This window comes from Janthinobacterium sp. UMAB-56 (genome assembly GCF_900095265.1).
GTDB lineage: Bacteria > Pseudomonadota > Gammaproteobacteria > Burkholderiales > Burkholderiaceae_D > Janthinobacterium.
Window position 1 is genome coordinate 289,034 of the sequence record NZ_LT607654.1, and the last position, 20,217, is coordinate 309,250.

16 protein-coding genes are annotated in these 20,217 nt (G+C 59.1%); 8 read left to right on the forward strand and 8 right to left on the reverse strand.

The genetic code is table 11. From position 1 onward, the window contains the following. The first annotated feature begins 7 nt into the window (after positions 1-7). Entirely contained in the window at positions 8-1,372 is a 1,365-nt protein-coding gene (locus K0F85_RS09950) for an amino acid permease (RefSeq protein WP_219115880.1), read from the forward strand. Positions 1,373-1,454: 82 nt separating this feature from the next. On the opposite strand, the gene K0F85_RS09955 is transcribed toward K0F85_RS09950, so the two are convergent. Further along, positions 1,455-3,065 (reverse strand): hypothetical protein, encoded by a 1,611-nt coding sequence (locus K0F85_RS09955; RefSeq protein ID WP_219115881.1) that lies wholly within the window; start codon positions 3,063-3,065, stop codon positions 1,455-1,457. A gap of 412 nt (positions 3,066-3,477) precedes the next feature. Between K0F85_RS09955 and K0F85_RS09960 the strand changes: the two genes are divergently transcribed. From K0F85_RS09960 to K0F85_RS09975, 4 genes are all read left to right on the forward strand, one after another. Next, entirely contained in the window at positions 3,478-5,199 is a 1,722-nt protein-coding gene (locus K0F85_RS09960; RefSeq protein ID WP_219115882.1) for a methyl-accepting chemotaxis protein, read from the forward strand. Between the two features lie 24 nt (positions 5,200-5,223). Further along, positions 5,224-5,850: an adenylyl-sulfate kinase gene (gene cysC, locus K0F85_RS09965; RefSeq protein ID WP_219115883.1), complete on the forward strand. Its 627-nt coding sequence runs from the start codon at positions 5,224-5,226 to the stop codon at positions 5,848-5,850. 31 nt (positions 5,851-5,881) lie between these two features. After that, positions 5,882-7,000, forward strand: coding sequence for a sulfotransferase (locus tag K0F85_RS09970; RefSeq protein WP_219115884.1), 1,119 nt, complete (start codon positions 5,882-5,884; stop codon positions 6,998-7,000). A 194-nt stretch (positions 7,001-7,194) separates the two neighbouring features. Continuing rightward, positions 7,195-8,535: a diguanylate cyclase domain-containing protein gene (locus K0F85_RS09975; RefSeq protein WP_306984015.1), complete on the forward strand. Its 1,341-nt coding sequence runs from the start codon at positions 7,195-7,197 to the stop codon at positions 8,533-8,535. Between the two features lie 277 nt (positions 8,536-8,812). On the opposite strand, the gene K0F85_RS09980 is transcribed toward K0F85_RS09975, so the two are convergent. The 3 genes from K0F85_RS09980 to K0F85_RS09990 all read right to left on the reverse strand — a co-directional run bounded on the left by K0F85_RS09980 (position 8,813) and on the right by K0F85_RS09990 (position 12,953). Beyond that, positions 8,813-11,044: an NADP-dependent isocitrate dehydrogenase gene (locus K0F85_RS09980; RefSeq protein WP_219115885.1), complete on the reverse strand. Its 2,232-nt coding sequence runs from the start codon at positions 11,042-11,044 to the stop codon at positions 8,813-8,815. Positions 11,045-11,046: 2 nt separating this feature from the next. Further along, on the reverse strand, positions 11,047-11,340 hold the full coding sequence (locus tag K0F85_RS09985; RefSeq protein WP_219115886.1) for a hypothetical protein: 294 nt from the start codon (positions 11,338-11,340) through the stop codon (positions 11,047-11,049). A gap of 680 nt (positions 11,341-12,020) precedes the next feature. Next, positions 12,021-12,953: a LysR family transcriptional regulator gene (locus K0F85_RS09990; protein ID WP_219115887.1), complete on the reverse strand. Its 933-nt coding sequence runs from the start codon at positions 12,951-12,953 to the stop codon at positions 12,021-12,023. A 245-nt stretch (positions 12,954-13,198) separates the two neighbouring features. Between K0F85_RS09990 and K0F85_RS09995 the strand changes: the two genes are divergently transcribed. From K0F85_RS09995 to K0F85_RS28685, 3 genes are all read left to right on the forward strand, one after another. After that, positions 13,199-14,236 (forward strand): alpha/beta hydrolase, encoded by a 1,038-nt coding sequence (locus K0F85_RS09995; protein WP_219115888.1) that lies wholly within the window; start codon positions 13,199-13,201, stop codon positions 14,234-14,236. Between the two features lie 66 nt (positions 14,237-14,302). Then, on the forward strand, positions 14,303-15,445 hold the full coding sequence (locus tag K0F85_RS10000; protein WP_257572661.1) for an MFS transporter: 1,143 nt from the start codon (positions 14,303-14,305) through the stop codon (positions 15,443-15,445). Positions 15,446-15,471: 26 nt separating this feature from the next. Continuing rightward, entirely contained in the window at positions 15,472-16,029 is a 558-nt protein-coding gene (locus K0F85_RS28685) for a cyclophilin-like fold protein (RefSeq protein WP_257572662.1), read from the forward strand. Positions 16,030-16,139: 110 nt separating this feature from the next. Here K0F85_RS28685 and K0F85_RS10010 read toward each other — a convergent pair whose 3' ends face one another. The 4 genes from K0F85_RS10010 to K0F85_RS10025 form a co-directional block, all read right to left on the reverse strand. Beyond that, positions 16,140-16,679 (reverse strand): GNAT family N-acetyltransferase, encoded by a 540-nt coding sequence (locus tag K0F85_RS10010; RefSeq protein WP_219115889.1) that lies wholly within the window; start codon positions 16,677-16,679, stop codon positions 16,140-16,142. A gap of 12 nt (positions 16,680-16,691) precedes the next feature. Then, positions 16,692-17,252: an AAA family ATPase gene (locus K0F85_RS10015; RefSeq protein ID WP_219115890.1), complete on the reverse strand. Its 561-nt coding sequence runs from the start codon at positions 17,250-17,252 to the stop codon at positions 16,692-16,694. A gap of 42 nt (positions 17,253-17,294) precedes the next feature. After that, positions 17,295-18,566, reverse strand: a complete 1,272-nt coding sequence (locus tag K0F85_RS10020; RefSeq protein WP_219115891.1) for an amidase family protein — start codon at positions 18,564-18,566, stop codon at positions 17,295-17,297. A gap of 153 nt (positions 18,567-18,719) precedes the next feature. Then, positions 18,720-20,066 carry an NAD(P)/FAD-dependent oxidoreductase gene (locus K0F85_RS10025; protein WP_219115892.1) on the reverse strand — a complete coding sequence of 449 codons (1,347 nt, stop codon included), beginning with the start codon at positions 20,064-20,066 and terminating at the stop codon, positions 18,720-18,722. Positions 20,067-20,217 lie beyond the last annotated feature (151 nt).

Consider the following 20,217-nt stretch of genomic DNA (forward strand, 5'->3'; position numbering starts at 1 on the left):
AAAACATATGACGGCAGTCGGGAATACCGAACCACAAGAGCTCAAGCGTGGCCTGAAAAGCCGCCACATCCAGCTCATCGCCCTGGGCGGCGCCATCGGCACCGGCCTGTTTCTGGGCATTGCGCAAACCATCAAGATGGCCGGCCCTTCCGTGCTGCTCGGCTATGGCATCGCCGGCGTCATCGCCTTCCTGATCATGCGCCAACTGGGCGAGATGGTGGTCGACGAACCCGTCGCTGGCTCCTTCAGCTATTTTGCCGACAAATACTGCGGCCACCTGCCCGGCTTTCTGTCGGGCTGGAACTACTGGGTGCTGTATGTGCTTGTCAGCATGGCCGAACTGACGGCCGTCGGCATCTACGTGCAGTACTGGTGGCCGGGCGTACCGACCTGGGTGTCGGCGCTCATCTTCTTTTGCGTCATCAACGCCATCAGCCTGCTCAATGTGAAGGCCTTTGGCGAGATGGAATTCTGGTTCGCCATCATCAAGGTGGTCGCCATCATCGGCATGATCGTCTTCGGCGCCTGGCTACTCGCTTCCGGCGACGCGGGCCCGCAGGCCTCGGTAGCCAACCTGTGGCAGCACGGCGGCTTCTTCCCGAATGGCTGGCAGGGACTGGTGATGGCCATGGCCGTCATCATGTTCTCGTTCGGTGGCCTGGAGCTGGTGGGCATCACGGCGGCCGAGGCGGACGATCCGGGCACGACGATTCCGCGCGCCACCAACCAGGCCATCTACCGCATCCTGATTTTCTATATCGGCGCACTCGGCATTTTGCTGTCGCTATACCCTTGGCAAAACGTCGTCACCGGCGGCAGCCCGTTCGTGCTGATCTTCCACGCCCTCGACAGCAACCTGGTGGCCACGGCCCTGAACGTCGTGGTGCTGACTGCCGCCCTGTCCGTCTACAACAGCGGCGTGTACTGCAACACGCGCATGCTGTTCGGCCTGGCCAAGCAGGGCAATGCGCCGCGCGCGCTGCTGCACCTGAACCGCCGGGGCGTGCCGCTGGTGGCGCTGGGCGTCTCGGCCCTGGCGACGGGCGCCTGCGTGGTGGTCAATTACTTTATGCCGGGCGAAGCGTTCGAAGTGCTGATGGGCCTGGTCGTCTCGGCGCTGATCATCAACTGGGCCATGATCAGCTGGATTCACCTGCGCTTCCGCGCGCAAAAGAAGGCCGAGGGCAAGACGACGCTGTTCCAGAGCCTGGGCTACCCGTTCACCAACTACCTGTGCCTGGTCTTCCTGGCCGGCGTCCTGGTGATCATGTATCTCACGCCGGGCCTGCGCATCTCCGTCTACCTGATACCCGTCTGGCTCGCTGCACTGGGCGTCGGTTACTGGATCAGGCAAAGCAAGGCCAAGGCCTAGGCAGCCTGCGCCGTATCAGGAAATAAGCAATGCAAAAAGCCCGTCTTCTCAGACGGGCTTTTTGCATTGTGCGCGTTCGAGTCTAAACGGCGGCGGCCTCGCCCTGCTCCGCAGGCACATTGGCTTGCCACAGGCTGATGCTCAGGCCCGCATACGATTGCAGCAGCACGTCGTCGCTCAAGGTCAGCATCGCCTGCTGGCGCTGCTCCGCTTTTTTCTCGGGCGTCATGCCCAGCTCGCCCGTCTGGTATGGTCCCAGCAGGGGCAGCAAGTCGCGCAGCACGGAATAGTTGCCCGGCGTAGTCTGGTCCGATTCCAGCTTGCCCAGGAAATACTTCATGACATGCTCGGACTGGCTGCCCTCCTGCCGCAAGCTCGCTTTCACCATCTTGCCATCCTTGTAAGCCACCTGCGCATCGCTGCTGGCCGTATCCTCGATCTGGTGATAGGTATAGTTCTGCGATTCCGTGCTGTCCGTCAGGCGCAGCGGCACGCCGGGGACCAGCGACTGATGGAAGCTGGCGCTCAGCTTCGATTGCTGCTGCTGGCGCACCGAACGTGCGTCCTGGCTGGCACCGGCCTGCGTCGTCTTCTGCGACACTGCATAATTGAAGCCATCTTTTTCCGCGCTGCGCATGGGATTGCTGAATTCCACGGTCTGCGACACGGAGGCGCTGAAATCGGCCAGCCCCGTCAGGATCGACTTGTCTTCGGCCGCCAGGCGCCACTTGCCCGTCGCGGGAGTGTCCGTGGCCGCTTGCGGCGCGACGGCATTGCTGTGCAAGGCGGTAAAGCTATCCTTGAGCATGGCCACCAGGCCCGCGTCGCCATGGCCGCGCGATGCCGCCTGGTCGAATTGCTTCATGTAACTGCTCAAGGCCTTGGCTTGCCGCGCGGGGCTGCCCAAGGTATTGAGCGCGCTGGCATCGACCTTCAGGTCCAGACTGCCTGCCACGCCGCTGAAGCTGACCTGGCGCTGCGCGCCATCGGCCTGGAAATCCAGGGTTTGCACGCTTTCCGGCTCACCGCGCACCTTGACTTCCGCGCGCAGTTTCACGGACTCCAGCACTTGCTGGTCGAACTGCATCAAGCCTTGCAGCTTGATTTTCGGCGTGCTCTGCCCCATGCCATCGATGGCCTCCTGGAAACCTTTCGCCAGCTCGCCGAGTGCGCTGGCTTCAGCGTCGCTGAGCTCGCCGTTCGTCGTCATGCTCACGGCCAGGCCATCGCCCTGGCTGTCGAGCGATAACTTGACTTCCACGCCGCTCTTGGTGGTGATGCTGAGAGTGACCCTGTCTTCGCCATTGCCGTGCAGGCTGGCCGGCGGCAAGCCCCCGATTTCGCTATAGGTATTGGCTTCCATGCGCGGCGGCGCTTGCTGCACCGCCTGCGACATATTGCGCACGCCCCCCTTGATTTGCTCAAGCAAGCTCGCGCCCAAGCCGCCGAAACGGCCGCCAAACGCGCGCGCAGAGAAGTTTTTCGTCATTTGCTCGCTGACGCCATCGCGCGCCGGGCTTTCCCATATCTTCGGCGAAGGCATCAGATGGGCGACGACTTGCGTCGCCCCGATGTCAACAATGGAAGACGGGCTCGGCGCCGGAGAAGGCGCGGCATCCGCCTTGGTGGGCGCGGCACTGAGCGCGCGGGACGGACTTGGATTCCAGCTCGGGATCGAGGAGACGGAGGTCATGGGTCTTATGCCTTGCTAAACGAAGATGGGTGGTTAGGTAAAGTATGCATAACTTTCATTTTTTGATAACTAGTAGCCGTCGAGCACTCCCGGCTTTTCACAGGGAAAGGGATGGATCGCATCTCAAGCGCTAAGCAGACACTGCTATAACGACGTGAAATGTGAAATCATGAGCGCGAAGGAGGATGAAAATTTTTCATTCCTGATACAAATCACGCGCCAGCGTTCGCAGGTGTTCGCCATCTAACTCAATTTGAACTGTTTCTACAAGTAAATTTCTACTGTTGCTCAAATGCTGAAAGTGACTATGTGTGATATTTCGCCCGCCCGCAATCACTATGATCGCTGAGTGCTTCGTGATAAATCCGCATATGCTTATTCGGAACCGCAGGCACGGCCCTAAGGAGGCAATATGAAATTTATGCACTTAACCATCGCCAAGCGGCTCGGCATGGGCTTTGGCCTGGTCGCCCTGTTCCTGTTGCTGGTCATCGCGCTGGGGTTGACCAGCATGCGGCAAATCCAGGACCGCATGGATGAAACCACCAAGGTCAACAACGTCGAAACCAGTCTGGCCCAGACCATGGATTTAACGGTCACCGAACGGGCGCTGGCGCTGCGCAATCTGATTTTGCTGAAAGAGGACAAGGAAATCCAGATCGAAGTCACGCGTATCGCGGCGCAGGAAAAAAAATACGATGCCGCCCAACAAAAGCTGGGAAAAATGTTCGCTAATCGGGAAGGCACTTCTAACGAAGAAAAAAACCTGCTTGAACAAATCCGCAGACAAAGCGAACTGGCGGCCCCCTTTATTCAGCGGGCCGCCGCGCTGGCGCTGAACCAGAAGCAAGACGATGCCTACAAGCTGCTGCGTTATGAATTCCGCCCCGTGCAAAAGCGCTGGTGGGAATTGCTGCGCACCTTGATCGCCGTCGAGGAAAAGCAGAATAGTGAAGCCTCCATCGTCGCCGAGGCCGCCTACAGCCAGGCGCGCCTGGTGATGCTGAGCATCGGCTCGCTGGCGCTGGTCACCAGCCTGCTGGCCGCCGTGCTGATCACGCGCAGCGTGACGCGCCAACTCGGCTGCGAACCCGACGAAGCGGCGGCGATCGCCGGACAGATCGCCGGCGGCAACCTGGCCGTCCCCATTCGTACCCGCGCCGGCGACACGCACAGCCTGCTGTACGCCATGCAATCGATGCGCGACAGCCTGGCGCAAATCGTCCAGCAAGTTCACGCCAGCACCGAGACCATTGCCACGGCGGCGGGACAAATCGCCATGGGCAATCTGGACTTGTCTTCGCGCACGGAGCAGCAGGCCAGCACACTGGAGCAAACCGCTTCGTCCATGGAAGAGCTGACCAGCACCGTGCGTATCAACACCGACCATGCGCGCCAGGCCAACGGGCTGGCCGAAACGGCTTCCGATGTCGCCACCAAGGGTGGCGCCGTCGTGGCGCAGGTGGTCGACACCATGGCGGCCATCGATGTCTCGGCGCGCAAGATCGTCGACATCATCGCCGTCATCGACGGCATCGCCTTCCAGACCAATATCCTGGCGCTGAACGCGGCGGTCGAGGCAGCCCGTGCGGGGGAACAGGGGCGCGGCTTTGCCGTGGTGGCCACTGAAGTGCGCAATCTGGCGCAGCGCTCAGCCGCCGCAGCGAAGGAAATCAAGGACTTGATCGGCGACTCCGTCGACAAGGTCCAGGCCGGCAACCGGCTGGTGGAACAGGCAGGATCGACCATGCATGAGGTGGTCGCCAGCGTGCGGCGCGTCACCGGCATCATGTCTGAAATGATGTCCGCCAGCCAGGAACAATCGGCCGGCATCGAGCAAATCAATATGGCCGTGACGCAAATGGACAATGTCACGCAGCAAAACGCCGCCTTGGTCGAGGAAGCGGCCGCCGCCGCGCAAGCGATGCAGGAACAGGTCAACAGCCTGAACGAGGTGGTCAGCGTCTTCCGTGTGGAAAATAGGGACGGCCGCCGCGATGCGGGGCTGCGCGTGGTCAGCCGTCCGCCACCGCCACCGCCATCGCCGCTGGCAGTGCAGCGCCCGCCCGCCAAGGCAAAGCCGGTCCGTCCGGCCGCCGCCAAGCCTAGCGAAATCGAATGGGAGCAGTTTTGAGCCGGCAACGGGGGAGTGGCGCACGTGGGTAAACTGGAACAGATCGGGGCTGCGGGCGGCGTCGCGCAACATATCTTCCCGCATGCGGGCCATATCGGCAAGGAGCAACGCAGCGTGCTGGCCGGCCAGCAAGGCGCGACCTTGTGGCTGACCGGCCTGAGCGGCGCAGGCAAATCGACGCTGGCCTACGCGCTGGAAAGGCGGCTGCTGGCGGAGGGCCACCTGAGTTGCGTGCTCGACGGCGACAATATGCGGCATCACCTGAATGGCGACCTGGGTTTCTCTCCCCGCGACCGCCAGGAAAACATCCGCCGCAGCGCCGTCGTGGCCAGGCTGATGAACGATGCGGGCATGATGGTTATCTGTGCCTTCATCTCGCCGCTACGCAGCGACCGCGACATGGCGCGCCAGATCATCGGCAGCGATAATTTTATCGAAGCCTACATCAGCACGCCATGCGCGCTGTGCGAGGAACGCGATCCCAAAGGACTGTACCGTAAAGCACGCGCCGGACTGATCCCCGCATTTACGGGCGTCTCGGCGCCCTATGAAGCACCGCTGGCGCCGGCGCTGACGCTCGATACCAGTACGCTGTCGCTGGAACAGGCTTGCGAACGGCTGTTCCAGCAACTGTGCCCGTGCTTCATCTGATGTCGCGCCCACTTTTTAAAGGAATGATGAGATGAGCAACAGCCACCATTCCGGCCACGGTACGCGCCCGCGCCCTGTCATGATGATCCCCCTGCGCCGCTGCGGCAGCCATGCCCTGCGCCTGCGCCTGAACCTGTCGCCCCAGTTTTATTCACCGTATCCGCTGCACCTGATCGATATGATGCCGTTGCTGCCCCTGTACGGCGACTTGCGCGACGACCGCGCCTACTTTCGCCTGGTGGTCGATGTGGTGGGCCTGGCGGCGGTCAGCATGGTCAAATGGCCGGGGGTCGTCTTCGATCCTGTGGAAGTATTCGAGACGCTGCGCGGCCAGCCGCGCAGCATCCACCGCGTGGCTTGGGAGCTGCTGCTGCGCGCGGGCGAACACCGCCAGGCGCAGGTGGTGATGGACAAGTCGCTCGACAGCGTGCACTACGCCGACGACATCGTGCGGCTGTATCCGGACATGCTGTTCCTGAACGTGGTGCGCGATCCGCGCGCGCAAGTGGCATCGATGAACCGCGCCATCATCCACGATTTCGACACGCTGCTCAATGCCAGGACCTGGCTGGCCGCCCATGTGGCAGCCGACCAGGTCGTGCAACGCTATGGGCCGCGCGTGCTGACGATACGCTATGAAGATTTCCTGTCGCGGCAAGAGGAGACGCTGCAAACGGTATGTGACTTTCTCGGCATCGCCTTCCTGCCGCACATGCTGGACGTGGCCGCGTCGGCGGAAGCGCGGCAAATCGCGCAGTTGTCGTCGCTCTGGTCGGCCAACTGCTACGCGCCCATCGCGGCCAACATCGATAAATTCAGGCAGCAACTGTCGGACGAAGACATCAATATCATCGAAACGCTCACCGGACCGTATATGGACCGCTACGGCTACGCGCGCCTGAGCCGCGGCGACGCCACCATCACGCCCGCGCTGATCGAGCTGGCCGGCATGCGCTCGGCGCAAGGACGCGAACGCGCCTGGCACGCCCTGGAACAGGATAACTTCCGCGATTACGTGCTGCGCCGCTGCCGCGCCGACTATCTGGCCCAGCTGCATGCACGGCTCGGCCAGAGCAGCGGCGCGCCGGGCAGCGGCGGCATCGTTACGCTGGACCAACTCGACCCGGGCGCGTTTGTCGTCAGTGATTAAAGCCTGGTCATCACCAGTTCCAGGCGGCCCTCCTGCGCCTGGAAAACAGCTGCTTGCCCGATACCTCTTCCTAAGTAACAAGCTTAAGCATGCCGCCGCCGTTGCCGGCCGGGCACGCCGTGCTGCATAGTCACTTATCCCTAAAAACAACAATTTCAATATCAATCGGCAATGTCCACTAGAATAGTGAACATATGAAACATATGCTTAGCGCGCCGGTCGCCAGTTTCACCGATTTGCTACTCGACGCCGTGTGCATGGTCGATGCGGAGGGTCGCTTTGTCTTCGTCAGCGCCGCCTGCGAACGCATCTTCGGCTACACGCAGCAGGAAATGATCGGCAAACTCATGCTCGACCTGGTCGCCCCCGCGGACCGCGCCCGCACCCAGGCCGCCGCGCGTGCCATCATGGACGGCCATGCCCAGACGCACTTTGAAAACCGCTATCTGCGCAAGGATGGCAGCCTGGCGCACATCATGTGGTCCGCCCGCTGGTCCGCCGCCGACCAGCTGCGCGTGGCGGTGGCACGCGACATCACCCTGCTGAAACAGGCGCAGGCAAAGCAAGCCGCGCTGTACGCCATCTCGGAAGCCATGCAGGCGACGCAAGACTTGCCCGCCTTGCTGCACCGTATTCAGTACATCATCGGCGAACACCTGCCATCGCGCAGCCTGACCTTGCTGCTGCATGACGAAGACGGCGCGCAAGCTCCCATCACCTGCCATGCCGACGACAGCGCGCTCCAGTCAACATCGTCCATGGCCAGCCTGCTGTGCGACGAAGTCCTGCGCAGCGGCCGCCCCCTGCTGCTGCAGCCGGGACAACTGGCCGGCCTGCCGGTGGCGCTGCAAACGGCAGCCGGCGGGCTGTCCTCGTGCTGGCTTGCCGTGCCCCTGTACTCTTCCATGGGCAGCGTCGGCGTGCTGGCTTTGCAAGGTGCCCAGGACGCCGTCATCGGCACGGAGCAAGACCAGGATTTGCTGCAATTTGTCGCCAAGCAACTGGCCACCGCCATTGAGCGGCGGCAGTTGCAGACGCAAATGCAGTTCATGGCCATGCACGATGAGCTGACCCGCCTGCCGAACCGGCGCCTGTTCCACGACCGCCTGCACACGGCGTTCGCGCGCGCGCACCGCCAGGAAGGCCGGCTGTCGTTGCTATTCCTGGATCTTGACAACTTCAAGCGGGTCAACGACGACCACGGCCATGCCTGTGGCGACCTGCTGCTGCAGACGGTGGCGAGCCGCTTGCGCGACTGCATGCGCGAAACAGATACCCTGGCAAGGATGGGCGGCGATGAATTCGTTGTGCTGCTGGAAAACAATGCCACGCCGGCGGACGTCAGCCTGATCGAGCAAAAGATCCACGCGGCCCTGGCAGTACCGCTGCACCTGGCCAACGGCCAACAATTACAGATCGCCGTCAGCATAGGCGTGGCCCACTATCCGGACGACGGCGATACCACGCAGCTCCTGCTGCGCCATGCGGACCGGGCCATGTACGCTGCGAAGGCGCTTGCCGCCGCCGCGCGCTAGCGCGCGCCTGCACTGCTGGCGGCAGTGCTCCTATGCTCCACTTTCCGGCGATGCCAGGACGCTTCAAAACATGGCTGTCCCGGCCAGGGGTCGCCAAGCGTGGAAGGACCCCGCACGGCCCCGTATGACGCTTTGTTGGTCAACAACAATGGCAGCAGCCGGTTCTACAGGCACGACAAATAAAAACGCGGGGAAATGGAAAACGCCGCCGGGAGCGATCCCGGCGGCGTTGTTTCTCTATCAGGCAGCAAGCAACTTACTGCCTGTCAAGACTGCATCAAATGCTGGCCAGGGCCGCATTCAAGGTGGCGCTTGGACGCATGACGGCATCCGTTTTCACCGGATCTGGCAGGTAGTAGCCGCCGATATCCATTTCCTTGCCTTGCACTTCCTTCAGCTCGGCGACGATCTTCTCTTCATTGGCGGCCAGCGTTTGCGCCAGCGGCGCGAAGTGCGCTGCCAGTTCAGCGTCGTCCTTCTGCGCGGCCAAGGCTTGCGCCCAGAACATGGCCAGGTAGAAATGGCTGCCGCGGTTGTCGAGTTCACCGGTGCGTGGCGATGGCGACTTGTTGTTGTCCAGCAGCTTGCCGGTGGCTTCATCCAGGGTTTTCGCGAGGATTTTGGCCTTCGCATTGCCCGTCTTGATGCCCATGTCTTCCAGCGACACGGCCAAGGCCAGGAACTCGCCCAGCGAATCCCAGCGCAAGTGGTTTTCTTCCACCAGTTGCTTGACGTGTTTCGGTGCCGAACCGCCGGCGCCCGTCTCGTACATGCCGCCACCGGCCATCAAAGGCACGATGGACAGCATCTTGGCGCTGGTGCCCAGTTCCAGGATCGGGAACAGGTCGGTCAGGTAGTCGCGCAGGATGTTGCCGGTCACCGAGATGGTGTCCAGGCCGCGGAAGGCGCGCTCCAGCGTGTAGCGCATGGCGCGCGTCTGCGACATGATCTGGATGTCCAGGCCCTTGGTGTCGTGCTCCTTCAGGTACACCTGTACCTTCTTGATGACTTCATTCTCGTGCGGACGGTAGGAATCGAGCCAGAACACGGCAGGCATGCCGGAGTTGCGCGCGCGCGTGACGGCCAGTTTGACCCAGTCGCGGATCGGTGCATCCTTGACCTGGCACATGCGCCAGATGTCGCCCGCTTCAACCGTTTGCGTCAGCAGCACTTCGCCCGTTTCCAGGTCGGTGATGTTGGCGATGCCGCCTTCAGGCACTTCAAACGTCTTGTCGTGCGAACCGTATTCTTCCGCCTGCTGCGCCATCAGGCCCACGTTCGGCACGGTGCCCATGGTCTTCGGATCGAAGTTGCCATGCCATTTGCAAAAGCCGATCATTTCCTGGTAGATGCGTGCGAAAGTCGATTCCGGCATGACTGCCTTGACGTCTTTCGGACGGCCATCGGCGCCCCACATCTTGCCGCCGATACGAATCATCGCTGGCATCGACGCGTCGACGATGATGTCGTTCGGCGAATGGAAGTTGGTGATGCCCTTGGCCGAATCGACCATGGCCAGTTCCGGACGGTTGGCGTGGCAGGCGTGCAGGTCTTTCAGCACTTCATCTTTTTGCGACGCTGGCAGGGTTTCGATCTTGTCGTACAGGTTGCTCATGCCATTGTTGACATTCACGCCCAGCTTGTCGAACAGTTCAGCGTGCTTGGCGAACGCGTCCTTGTAGAAAATACGCACGCAGTGACCGAAGACGATCGGGTGCGACACTTTCATCATGGTCGCCTTGACGTGCAGCGAGAACATCACGCCCGTCTTGAAGGCGTCGTCGATTTCCTTCTCGTAGAATTCCAGCAGCGCTTTCTTGCTCATGAACATGCTGTCGATGATTTCGCCAGCTTGCAGGGCAACCTTCGGCTTCAGCACGATGGTCTTGCCCGAGGCCGTGACCAGTTCCATCTTGACGTCGCGCGCCTTTTCCAGGGTCAGCGATTTTTCGCCATGGTAGAAGTCACCGTGGTGCATGTGCGACACGTGCGTTTGCGACGACTGGCTCCACTCGCCCATCGAGTGCGGGTGCTTGCGTGCATACTCTTTGACGGCCTTCGGCGCGCGGCGGTCGGAATTGCCTTCGCGCAGGACCGGATTGACCGAGCTGCCGATGCACTTGCCGTAGCGGGCCTTCAAGGCTTTTTCTTCGTCCGTCTTCGCCTCTTCGGGGTAGTCCGGCAGCTTGTAGCCACGCGCTTGCAGTTCACGCACGCAGGTGATCAGCTGGCCCTGGGAGGCGCTGATGTTCGGCAATTTGATGATGTTGGTGTCCGGATTCTGGGTCAGCTTGCCCAGTTCAGCCAGGGTATTCGGGACTTTTTGCTCGTCCGTCAGGAATTCGGGGAATTCAGCCAGTACACGCGACGCCACCGAAATATCGCTGGAAACCACGTCCACGCCAGCCGGCGCGGTGAATTTTTTAATAATCGGCAACAGGGAATACGTCGCCAGCAGCGGCGCCTCGTCAGTCAGCGTGTAGATGATTTTGGATTTTTGTGATGCCATGTTCATTCCCTTGTATGCGGTGATGCCTGGTGGTTAACTTTCTTCATTCCAAACACAGGACGGTTAGCCTTGCTTTGGACGGCTAGTGTGCCGGCGGTGACGCCGTGCTTGCCCACCACGTATTTTAGACTGTCCTGCCGCTGTTTGTGCATCAGATGCCGAGGAATCTTATATAAGACAGCAAATATCTGATGGCGACAGGCCAGGATGACCATTTTCCGCCTTGAAATGCCCCCGCCGAGATAGTCAGGCATGTAGTAGACATTGGAAATAACTGCAATAAAAGCAATATCCAAACGAAAGCGGCATCCGAACCGCCCTGACGCCCGCCTCTTCATCCTGATTACCAAACACTTGGCGCCTGGCGCCCATCGCTCCGTGCACAGCCTGCGCTACGCCACGCTCACAGGACGGGCCAGCAACCCAGCCCGCAGGCATCGTTGCGTCAACAGCAGCGCATTCCCAAACGACAACTACATTGATATTTATCAAATTGACTACTCAATGCCTGGGCTACTGTCTGTGCCATCTTTGATTTGAAACAAAAGCCCAGCTGCCAAAAAATCGACCATTCCAGCAACAACGCCAGTTCTCGCCAGGCCCCTCATCGCCTAGCCGATAACGCTCGCCAAGTGCGGTAACACGCAGCACCCCTGGGCGCCGGTTCCTGGCTCGGCGGCCTTGGCATCGCCGCCGGCTACGGCTTGCGCTCCCCGCTGTGGGTCGGTGTCGCGCTGGCCGTGCTTGGTCTCATCAGCTTGCTGCCTTACCTCGGGCAAAGGTCGCGCGATTCGGTTTTGTCGCATTAAGCCACCTTGAGCCGCTGGCGGTCAGGCAGCAAACTGATGTTACCCTGAGTACGCACAGTGGAGGACAAGACGATATCTGGCTCGCTGCCCCTGGAAGCTGCCCAGCGTGTCGACCTCCACATCCATCAGTTCCCTGACCGCCGCATGCTTTGCCAGCGGCTCCTGGATCAAGCAAATGACGTTGGAGCGCATATTCCGGATCTTGGTTCATCCTTGTGACGAATAGCTTCGATAACAATGCGCAGCGCCCGCGATTCGTGGCGGCGGCTCGGATAGTAGGCATGGAGGCCAGGAAAGGTCACGCACCAGTCTTTCATGACGCTGATTAATCGGCCTTCCCGCACGTGTTCCGAAACCAGATCTTCCGTGACGAATGCCAGGCCATTGCCGCTCAAAGCCGCTTGCACCATGGGCACGGCGCTGGTAAACACGGCCTGGCCGCTCACCCGGGCTGCCACGTCGCGCCCATCGTGCTGCAGTTCCCACGCGTAGATGCCGCCACTGCCTGCGAGCCGCAGTGTGATGCAATTGTGCTTCATCAGGTCTTGCACATTGGCGGGTTGCGCATGCCAGGAAAAATAGGCAGGCGAGCCAACGATCATGGTAGGAATGTCGGGCGTGAGCCGGACGGCTATCATGTCCTCCTCCACCTGATCTCCATAGCGCACGCCGATGTCATAACGGTCCGCCGCAATATCGATCAACTTGTAATCCGATTGGATCTCGACCTGCAGGTCGGGATAGTGAGGCAGCACGGGCGCCAGTCTTGGCCATAGCAGGGTATCAATAACATGGTCGATGGCAGTGAGGCGCACAGTGCCCGCCGGCTTGCCATTCAAATCGCTGACAGCGGCGATTTCGGCATGGACCTCTTCAAGCCGTGGCGCGACATTATTCAGCAGGCGCTCACCTGCCTCTGTCGGCGAAACACTGCGCGTCGTGCGATTGAGCAGCCGCACACCCAGCCGCGCTTCCAGGTCACGAATGATGTGACTGAGCGTGGATTGGGACATGCCCAGCTTGATGGCGGCACGCGTGAAGCTGCGCTGGCGAGCCACCTCAAAAAAGATAAGAATGTCAATAATATTGTCTCTGGCCATGTGTGTGACTCCTAAATAGCGCCCCATGATATCCAGGGAATAGACGATTATCGGCATGAATATACACAACATTCATGGCTATCACCCATATACCTGTTCCAGTTTTCGATGCGTGGATGCGTCAATCGACACGTACGATGTCGCTCAATGTAGGACGTTTGCACCACACTTGACGAACTGGAGAAACAGATATGACCATTAAAGATATAGCACGCCGCGATTTCCTGAAGACTGCTGGCAGCGGCATGGCCGTGCTGGGCAGCCTTTCCATTGCCGCTAGCGCCACGTTCGCTGCCGAAAACAAGCCCGTGCCGGATATGTCCAACAACGCCGACAACTTCTACAGGAGCGCCACAGTCATTACGCGCAAGGTCAGTTTCAGCAACCAGTACCAGATGCAGGTCGTCGGCGATTTGTTCATGCCCGAGGATCTCAACGGCAATGCCAGGCATCCCGCGATCATCATCGGCCACCCGATGGGCGCGGTAAAGGAGCAAAGCTCGAATCTGTACGCGCAGAAACTGGCCGAACAGGGTTTCGTCACCCTGGCCATCGATCAGTCGTACTGGGGCGAAAGCGCAGGCCAGCCGCGCAACGCCGTGGCGCCGGACATCTACGCAGAAGCCTTCAGCGCGGCGCTGGATTATCTGGGTAGCCAGCTATTCGTCGACAGGGAACGGATCGGTGTTCTCGGCATTTGCGGCAGTGGCAGTTTCGTCATCAGTGCCGCCAAGATCGATCCGCGCATGAAAGCGATTGCCACCGTCAGCATGTATGACATGGGCGCCGCCAACCGCGATGCCCTGAACCACTCGCAGACGCTTGAGCAACGCCAGCAGATCATTGCCGCAGCGGCGCAACAGCGCTATGTGGAATTTACCGGTGGCGCCATCAAGTACACCGGCGGAACCGTGCACCAGCTGGACGCCAATACGCATCGGATCCAGCGCGAGTTCTACGACTTTTATCGCACCGAGCGCGGCGAGTTCACCCCGGCAGGCTCGTCGCGCGAACTGACGACGCAACCGACGCTGACCAGCAACGTCAAATTCATGAACTTTTATCCGTTCAATGACATCGAGTCAATTTCCCCACGTCCCATGCTGTTCATCACGGGCGATCAGGCACACTCCCGGGAATTCAGCGAAGAGGCCTATCGGCTTGCGGCCCAGCCCAAGGAACTGCTCATGATTCCAGGCGCCGGGCACGTCGATCTGTATGACAGAGTGAAACTCATCCCCTGGGAGAAGCTGCAAGCATTCTTCCACAAGAGTCTGGCATAGGCGCGTCCCATGACAGCACCAATTAGCAGCACCGGCCCAGTTGGCGTGCAGGGGCACCAGGCAGCCATGTGGGGCGGTGTCTTCGCAATGACGCTGTGCGTTTTCGCGCTGATCGCCTCGGAGTTCATGCCCGTCAGCCTGCTGACGCCCATGGCCAGGGACCTGCTGGTCAGCGAAGGCCTGACAGGACGGGGAATTGCGATCTCCGGGGCATGCGCCGTGCTCACCAGCCTGTCGATTTCGACCATTGCTGGCAGCATGGACCGCAAGACGCTGTTGCTGGGGCTGACCGCACTGATGGCCGCCTCCGGCGCCGTCGTCGCGATGGCGCCGAACTACTTTCTGTATATGCTGGGACGTGCGCTGATCGGCGTGGTGGTCGGTGGATTCTGGTCCTTGTCGGCGGCTACCGCGATACGCCTGGTGCCTTCCCATCAGGTGCCGCGTGCCCTGGCCATTTTCAATGGGGGCAATGCGCTGGCCACCGTCGTCGCCGCGCCCCTGGGCAGTTACCTCGGGGCCATCATCGGATGGCGTGGCGCTTTCTTTTGCTTGGTGCCGGTAGCCTTGATCGCCTTTGTATGGCAGTGGCTCAGCCTGCCTTCCATGCGGCCCCAGGCTGGCCAGGCAGGCGGCCGCAACGCCTTCAGACTGCTTCGGGATCCGAAGGTTGCCCTGGGCATGCTGGCTGTCGGCACGTTTTTCATGGGTCAATTCGCCTTATTTACCTATTTGCGCCCCTTCCTTGAAAACGTGACACGCGTTGACATCTCCACCTTGTCGCTGATACTGCTGGCAATTGGCATTGGCGGCTTTATTGGCACCACCGTGATCAGCAAGTTCCTGAAATGGAATTTTTCCCGCACGCTGGTGGCCATTCCCATCCTAATGGCACTGATCGCCGTGGCGCTGCCCCTCTTTGGCAGCAAGGTCGCTGCCGTGACTGTCCTGCTGGCAATCTGGGGCGTTGTGGCCACCGCTGCACCGGTGGGTTGGTGGTCCTGGCTGGCAAGCACGCTACCGCGGGATGCAGAGGCGGGTGGCGGGCTGATGGTGGCCGTCGTGCAACTCGCCATCGCCTTCGGTTCCACGATCGGCGGTGTGCTGTTCGACAGGAGTGGATACCAGAGCACGTTTATCGCCAGCGCGGCCGTACTGCTGCTGGCTGCCTTCCTGACCTCGCGCGCACTGGCGCTGCGGGCAAGCTGAGCCATTTGTCTATGAAGGAGCAAGCAATGATCACGCGCAAGCCAGCGGTTCGTCAAGGCGCTCAGCATCCGGTGGCCAGCAAAAGCGAGCGCCGCCCGTCTGGCCGCCCGCATGGACTGGTCCTCTTGCAAGACTTGCTCGTTTTCGGCGCTTGCGAAGCCCGGCAGCAATCCACCTACGTTCCATGCGATATTGCCGCAGTTGCGGTTGCAGCATCCCTGCAGCCCGAAGCGTCACGCATCTGGATGATCGTTGGAGAACGTCGCTTCGTCGTCACCTTGTCAGGCAACGCGACCGGGCAAGCCTTTGCCGAGCTGCTGCCGCTGACGCTGGATATGGCCGAACTCAACGGTAACGAAAAGCATGCAGATCTGCCGACCGCGCTGCCTGCCGACGCGACTCAGCCAGGCATGATCCACAATGGGGACCTCATGCTGTACGGTTCAAAGACCGTGGTTGTTTTCTACAAGGCATTCACGTCGCCCTACTCCTATTCGCACATCGGCCGCGTGGCCGATCCTGCGGGACTGGTCCATGCGCTGGGGCAGCAAAGTGTTCGGCTTTCGTTTCTCAAATACAAATAATACCCCGCCAAGATAAGGGGTGCGCCTGCGTCCCATTCGATCTGCGCGATGATTGCGTTACAAAGCAATGCGTATGCCTCTTCAGTTGTTCTGAAACACTTCCAGGCAAATCACAGCGCTGACTTCATTGCCGTAAACAGCTTGACCGTCGTGTTGTAATACGCTGAACTCAATCCCTCGTAGCGCATGCCGATTCGTTCACAAACCCTGACAGACGCAATATTCTCAGGATAGGTGACCGCAACCACTCGTTCAAGGCCTTCGCTGTATGCATGCTGTAGTAGTGCTGCTGCACTTTCGGATGCAAAGCCCCTGCCCCATGCCTTTGGGTGAAGATGCCATCCAATTTCTGTGTCGTCGGGTGAGCATGATGCATTGTTTTCGAATGAAAATGGAATCGGCTTTAAAAATGCGGTACCAAGCAAGGCTCCTGAATCTTTGGCTGTAATGGCCCAAATACCGTTGATCTCATGCCGCAGACTTTGCCACTGAAGGATTTTTTCCTCCGCCTCTGCTCGGCATGCCAGTACGCGGGGGGAGAATCCGATGAAGCGTTGGACCTTCCATCGAGAATACATGTCGAAAACGAACTCTACATCATCCAGCGTCCATGGACGTAGTATGAGCCGATCGGTGGTATGGGATTTCATAAGGTATTTCTTCTAACTGAAGCGTATCTGATTGTCGGCTGGTAGGGCTGTGCCTGTTGCACAGCCAACAACGGAAAGAACCTTCTCTGCTATTTCATGTGGCGAGCTCCCGGCGCATTCAATCACCGTGTCATCCACATTTGCATAGCGAAGAATTAAATCGAGCTCAAGGCTTCGTTGCAGATGCCAATGAAGCGCTTTCGAGTCGTTCTGATGCCGTGCCTGCAAGCGCTGCCCTATCACTTCGGATGGGGCCATGAGCCGAAAGATGAAGAGCGGCTGGCCTCGCAGGGCTGCACGGTAACGCGCCGCGCTATTTACGTTCTCAATGACCCCGGCTATCACCAAGTATTGCGCCCCAGCACGTTCAAAGTTGGCGGCAAGTGCTGCCAGGTTCAATAGCTCAATTTCCAGGTTGAACGGATCGCGTGCCGACGCGGGCCAATACTGCCGAATACTGTCCAGATCAATGACTGCATGGGGCGTACTGCGCGCGGCAAGGCATGCCCCCAAGTGTTCGGCGGTGGTTGATTTCCCGACACCAACGGTACCGTTGAGGAAAATTGATTTCATATTCTCTTTTCTAAAAATTAATACGCGACTGACGCCTAACCATTAGGACGCCAAGCGCGCCCCCCATAAGTGCTGACTAGCATCAAGAAGAAATTCATCTTGATAGCGGCCTGCAGTTAAAGACAGACCGATTGGAACTCCATCGACCTGGGCCAGCGGGAGGGTTATTTCTGGCAATCTGGCAACACCCGCGAAGGACGTAACAGCCATGGTCCGGTCGTAATAGTCGAGAACGGCGGGAAGGTTTTCGCCAGTTAATGTGCCCTTCTTCGGTGCCAATACTGGTGCAGTGGGGTAACAGAAAACATCGCCCGGCTTAGTGAAAGCAGCGATTCGGGTAAAGAGGTTCTCGCACAGGTTCAAGCCGTCACTCAGGGTACTGCGATCATAGTCTTCGACATTCCGATATCCAGCCTGGAAATTTGGTCCTAGCTCGGGTTGATTTGCACGAATCCAGCCACCTATCGCATTGCCCACCTCTACCGTCTGCAGAACGCGTAGCGCTTTCTTGTTGCATGACATCAAGTCCAGGTCCAGCCCTGTTATGTCGCGCAACGTAATCGAAGAAACGGTGATGTCAGTGCGGTTGCGTAGGTAAGCAAGATGTTCAGATAGCGCAGCTTGGATAGCAGGATCGGCCAGCTTAAAGGCATCTTCCAATAGATACACATTTTTAACCGTTGGGGATGTTACATTTTGGCTGCGAAGAAGCACGCGCATTGCTTTGCGCAGAATGGGTAGACTTCGAGCCAATACACCGACGGTACTTACACTCGGTGCAAAAGGAAGCACGCCGGCTTCGGAAATGCGGTGTAAACTTGGACGCATCCCAAATACTCCGCAAAGGCTGGCTGGAACTCGAATAGATCCACCGCAGTCAGTACCAAGTGCAAAATCCACCAGTTCGCAGGCGACCGCTGATGCCGAACCACTAGATGAGCCCCCAGGAATTCGATCAGGTGCACGCGGATTCAATGGGGTGCCAAAGAAGTGGCTCTCCCCATCCAGGCTGTAGGTAAATTCATCGGCCACGGTTTTTCCGACGCAGTGAGCGCCGACCGCCAACAACTGTTCAACACAAACCGCGTGAAATGCTGAAGGCGGATGCACATCACGCCAGGGTTTACTGCCATACGAGGTCAGGCGGTCACAGATGTCGATGTTATCTTTGACAGCGAATCGCAAGCCATCCAAAGTGCCAGGCGCATAGGGCTTAAGTTCAAATTCTTCCACAAAGGCGCCGCTGGCTTGCAACTGACTTTTATCAAAGCCGTCCTGAATACACGAAAATGCGGCGGGTACACGTTGATTCATAGGGTGTTTTTAGTCTGAGAAAAGTCTACGAAAACAGGCGCTGTCAATTGGTGCGTGACGACGTCTAGCAAAGGTACTGATCACCGAGAACAAGGTGGTAGTCGGCACCGGATTCCCGACGCTTGTCACCGATAGTCCGTTTTTTGCATTTCACTATCCCGGGGGATCGTAGTTAATTGCTGATAATTGCACCCCAGGAGCGCTAACCAACCTCTGTGCCTCGCGAAGACCCGAGATGTAGGCCCCGTCAACATAGCCGAAACGTTGCATGGAAGTCGCCTCGCCGGCGAAGAGAATACGACCTACGGGTTCGCCTAGCGACTGCAAATCCTCAATTGTAGAAACGGGAGACAAATGTGTATACGCGCCGCGACTACAGGGATCGCCAGACCAATTGCTCTGATGGACGGCCGTAGGTCTCGGTATTTCACAAGCAAAGGCGGTAGCGAGTGCCGCTAAAGCCATCGCGAGCGCTGCATCGGGGCTGAAGTCAGCTAATGCAAGGGCTGGCGGGCCTGCGATGTGCGCGACCAAGGTCGGTCGACCGGCGGTTGAGGTTACATCAATCCAGTACGGGAAAACTGGGTGATCCCGAATGAATACACCACTGGGACTAGCGTTCCCAATTTTCCAAAATGCCTGCTCGAATTGGAGAATAAGTTTTTCGAATGCCCCGAAACCCAGCTGCTCGATGGCTCTCTTTTTTGCCGCTGGCAAGTCCGGCGAAAAACGGATGCCACCAGCCTTCAGGACGCCCAGCGGCACGCTGATCACCGCATGCGACCCCCGCTCTACGCGCCCGTCGGTGCAGCGTACTGTAACGCCTTCAGTAGTTTGCCGCACCTCACTGACGAGCGCGTCGCAGTATATTTCCAAACCATCGGCAAGACGAGCAAGCATCTTGCTGTAACCGCCCACGATGCGGTGATCTCCCCCGCAGAACCCTGCATCCAAGGCGTAATTGGCAATGGAAATATCTTCTGCATGACAAGCTAAATCAGCCTGAAACCCAGTGTATACAACAAAGCGCACCCACGCCCGTAGAGATGGATCGGTGATTGAGCGTAGTCGCAATTCGAGCAATTCGGCGACGTTCTGTGTGGGCGCATATTTAAACGCCAACTGCGTCAGTTCCGCCTCAATCTCATCGGCAAGCTGCATAACACGATCACGCTCCAGCGTATCTAACACTTCCCCGTGCAAGCCTGCCAGCCGCATCTCCGAAAAAATGTCGCTCAGCGCAAACCGGCGTTGTTCGATGGAAAGAAAGTTGGCCAGGTCGGTCAAAGGATTACCGATCGGTGCATGAATCCAGGCGCCCCCCGCCTCTACACTGGCACCCAGGCCGGGCAGCGTGCGCGTACGCCCACCGATCTGCGAGCGCCCTTCCAACACCAGCACTTCCACACCGCAAGTTTGCAGTGAATTCGCGGCAGCAATACCCGAAAACCCTGCTCCCACGATAATCACCCGAGTGACGGGATCTTGAACTTTCGCCACAAAGTCTTGTCCAATTGGCTCAAAGATGACTCTATTATTGCCTAAGTTTGAAGATTTGATAATAGGGCTCCTTTATAAAAAGATGCCATTGAAATTACTTACTTTTAGAGCTCTGAGCCAGTCGTGGCGCACAGTGTCGTTATTGCGCTCT

Excerpts from the sequence above, each read along its gene's own strand:
- K0F85_RS09955 (WP_219115881.1), bottom strand. The coding sequence starts at position 3,065 with ATGACCTCCGTCTCCTCGATCCCGAGCTGGAATCCAAGTCCGTCCCGC.
- K0F85_RS09990 (WP_219115887.1), bottom strand. The coding sequence starts at position 12,953 with ATGGCCAGAGACAATATTATTGACATTCTTATCTTTTTTGAGGTGGCT.
- K0F85_RS09980 (WP_219115885.1), bottom strand. The coding sequence starts at position 11,044 with ATGGCATCACAAAAATCCAAAATCATCTACACGCTGACTGACGAGGCG.
- K0F85_RS09960 (WP_219115882.1), top strand. The coding sequence starts at position 3,478 with ATGAAATTTATGCACTTAACCATCGCCAAGCGGCTCGGCATGGGCTTT.
- K0F85_RS10000 (WP_257572661.1), top strand. The coding sequence starts at position 14,303 with ATGTGGGGCGGTGTCTTCGCAATGACGCTGTGCGTTTTCGCGCTGATC.
- K0F85_RS28685 (WP_257572662.1), top strand. The coding sequence starts at position 15,472 with ATGATCACGCGCAAGCCAGCGGTTCGTCAAGGCGCTCAGCATCCGGTG.
- K0F85_RS10010 (WP_219115889.1), bottom strand. The coding sequence starts at position 16,679 with ATGAAATCCCATACCACCGATCGGCTCATACTACGTCCATGGACGCTG.
- K0F85_RS10015 (WP_219115890.1), bottom strand. The coding sequence starts at position 17,252 with ATGAAATCAATTTTCCTCAACGGTACCGTTGGTGTCGGGAAATCAACC.
- K0F85_RS09975 (WP_306984015.1), top strand. The coding sequence starts at position 7,195 with ATGAAACATATGCTTAGCGCGCCGGTCGCCAGTTTCACCGATTTGCTA.
- K0F85_RS09950 (WP_219115880.1), top strand. The coding sequence starts at position 8 with ATGACGGCAGTCGGGAATACCGAACCACAAGAGCTCAAGCGTGGCCTG.
- K0F85_RS09995 (WP_219115888.1), top strand. The coding sequence starts at position 13,199 with ATGGCCGTGCTGGGCAGCCTTTCCATTGCCGCTAGCGCCACGTTCGCT.
- K0F85_RS09970 (WP_219115884.1), top strand. The coding sequence starts at position 5,882 with ATGAGCAACAGCCACCATTCCGGCCACGGTACGCGCCCGCGCCCTGTC.
- K0F85_RS10020 (WP_219115891.1), bottom strand. The coding sequence starts at position 18,566 with ATGAATCAACGTGTACCCGCCGCATTTTCGTGTATTCAGGACGGCTTT.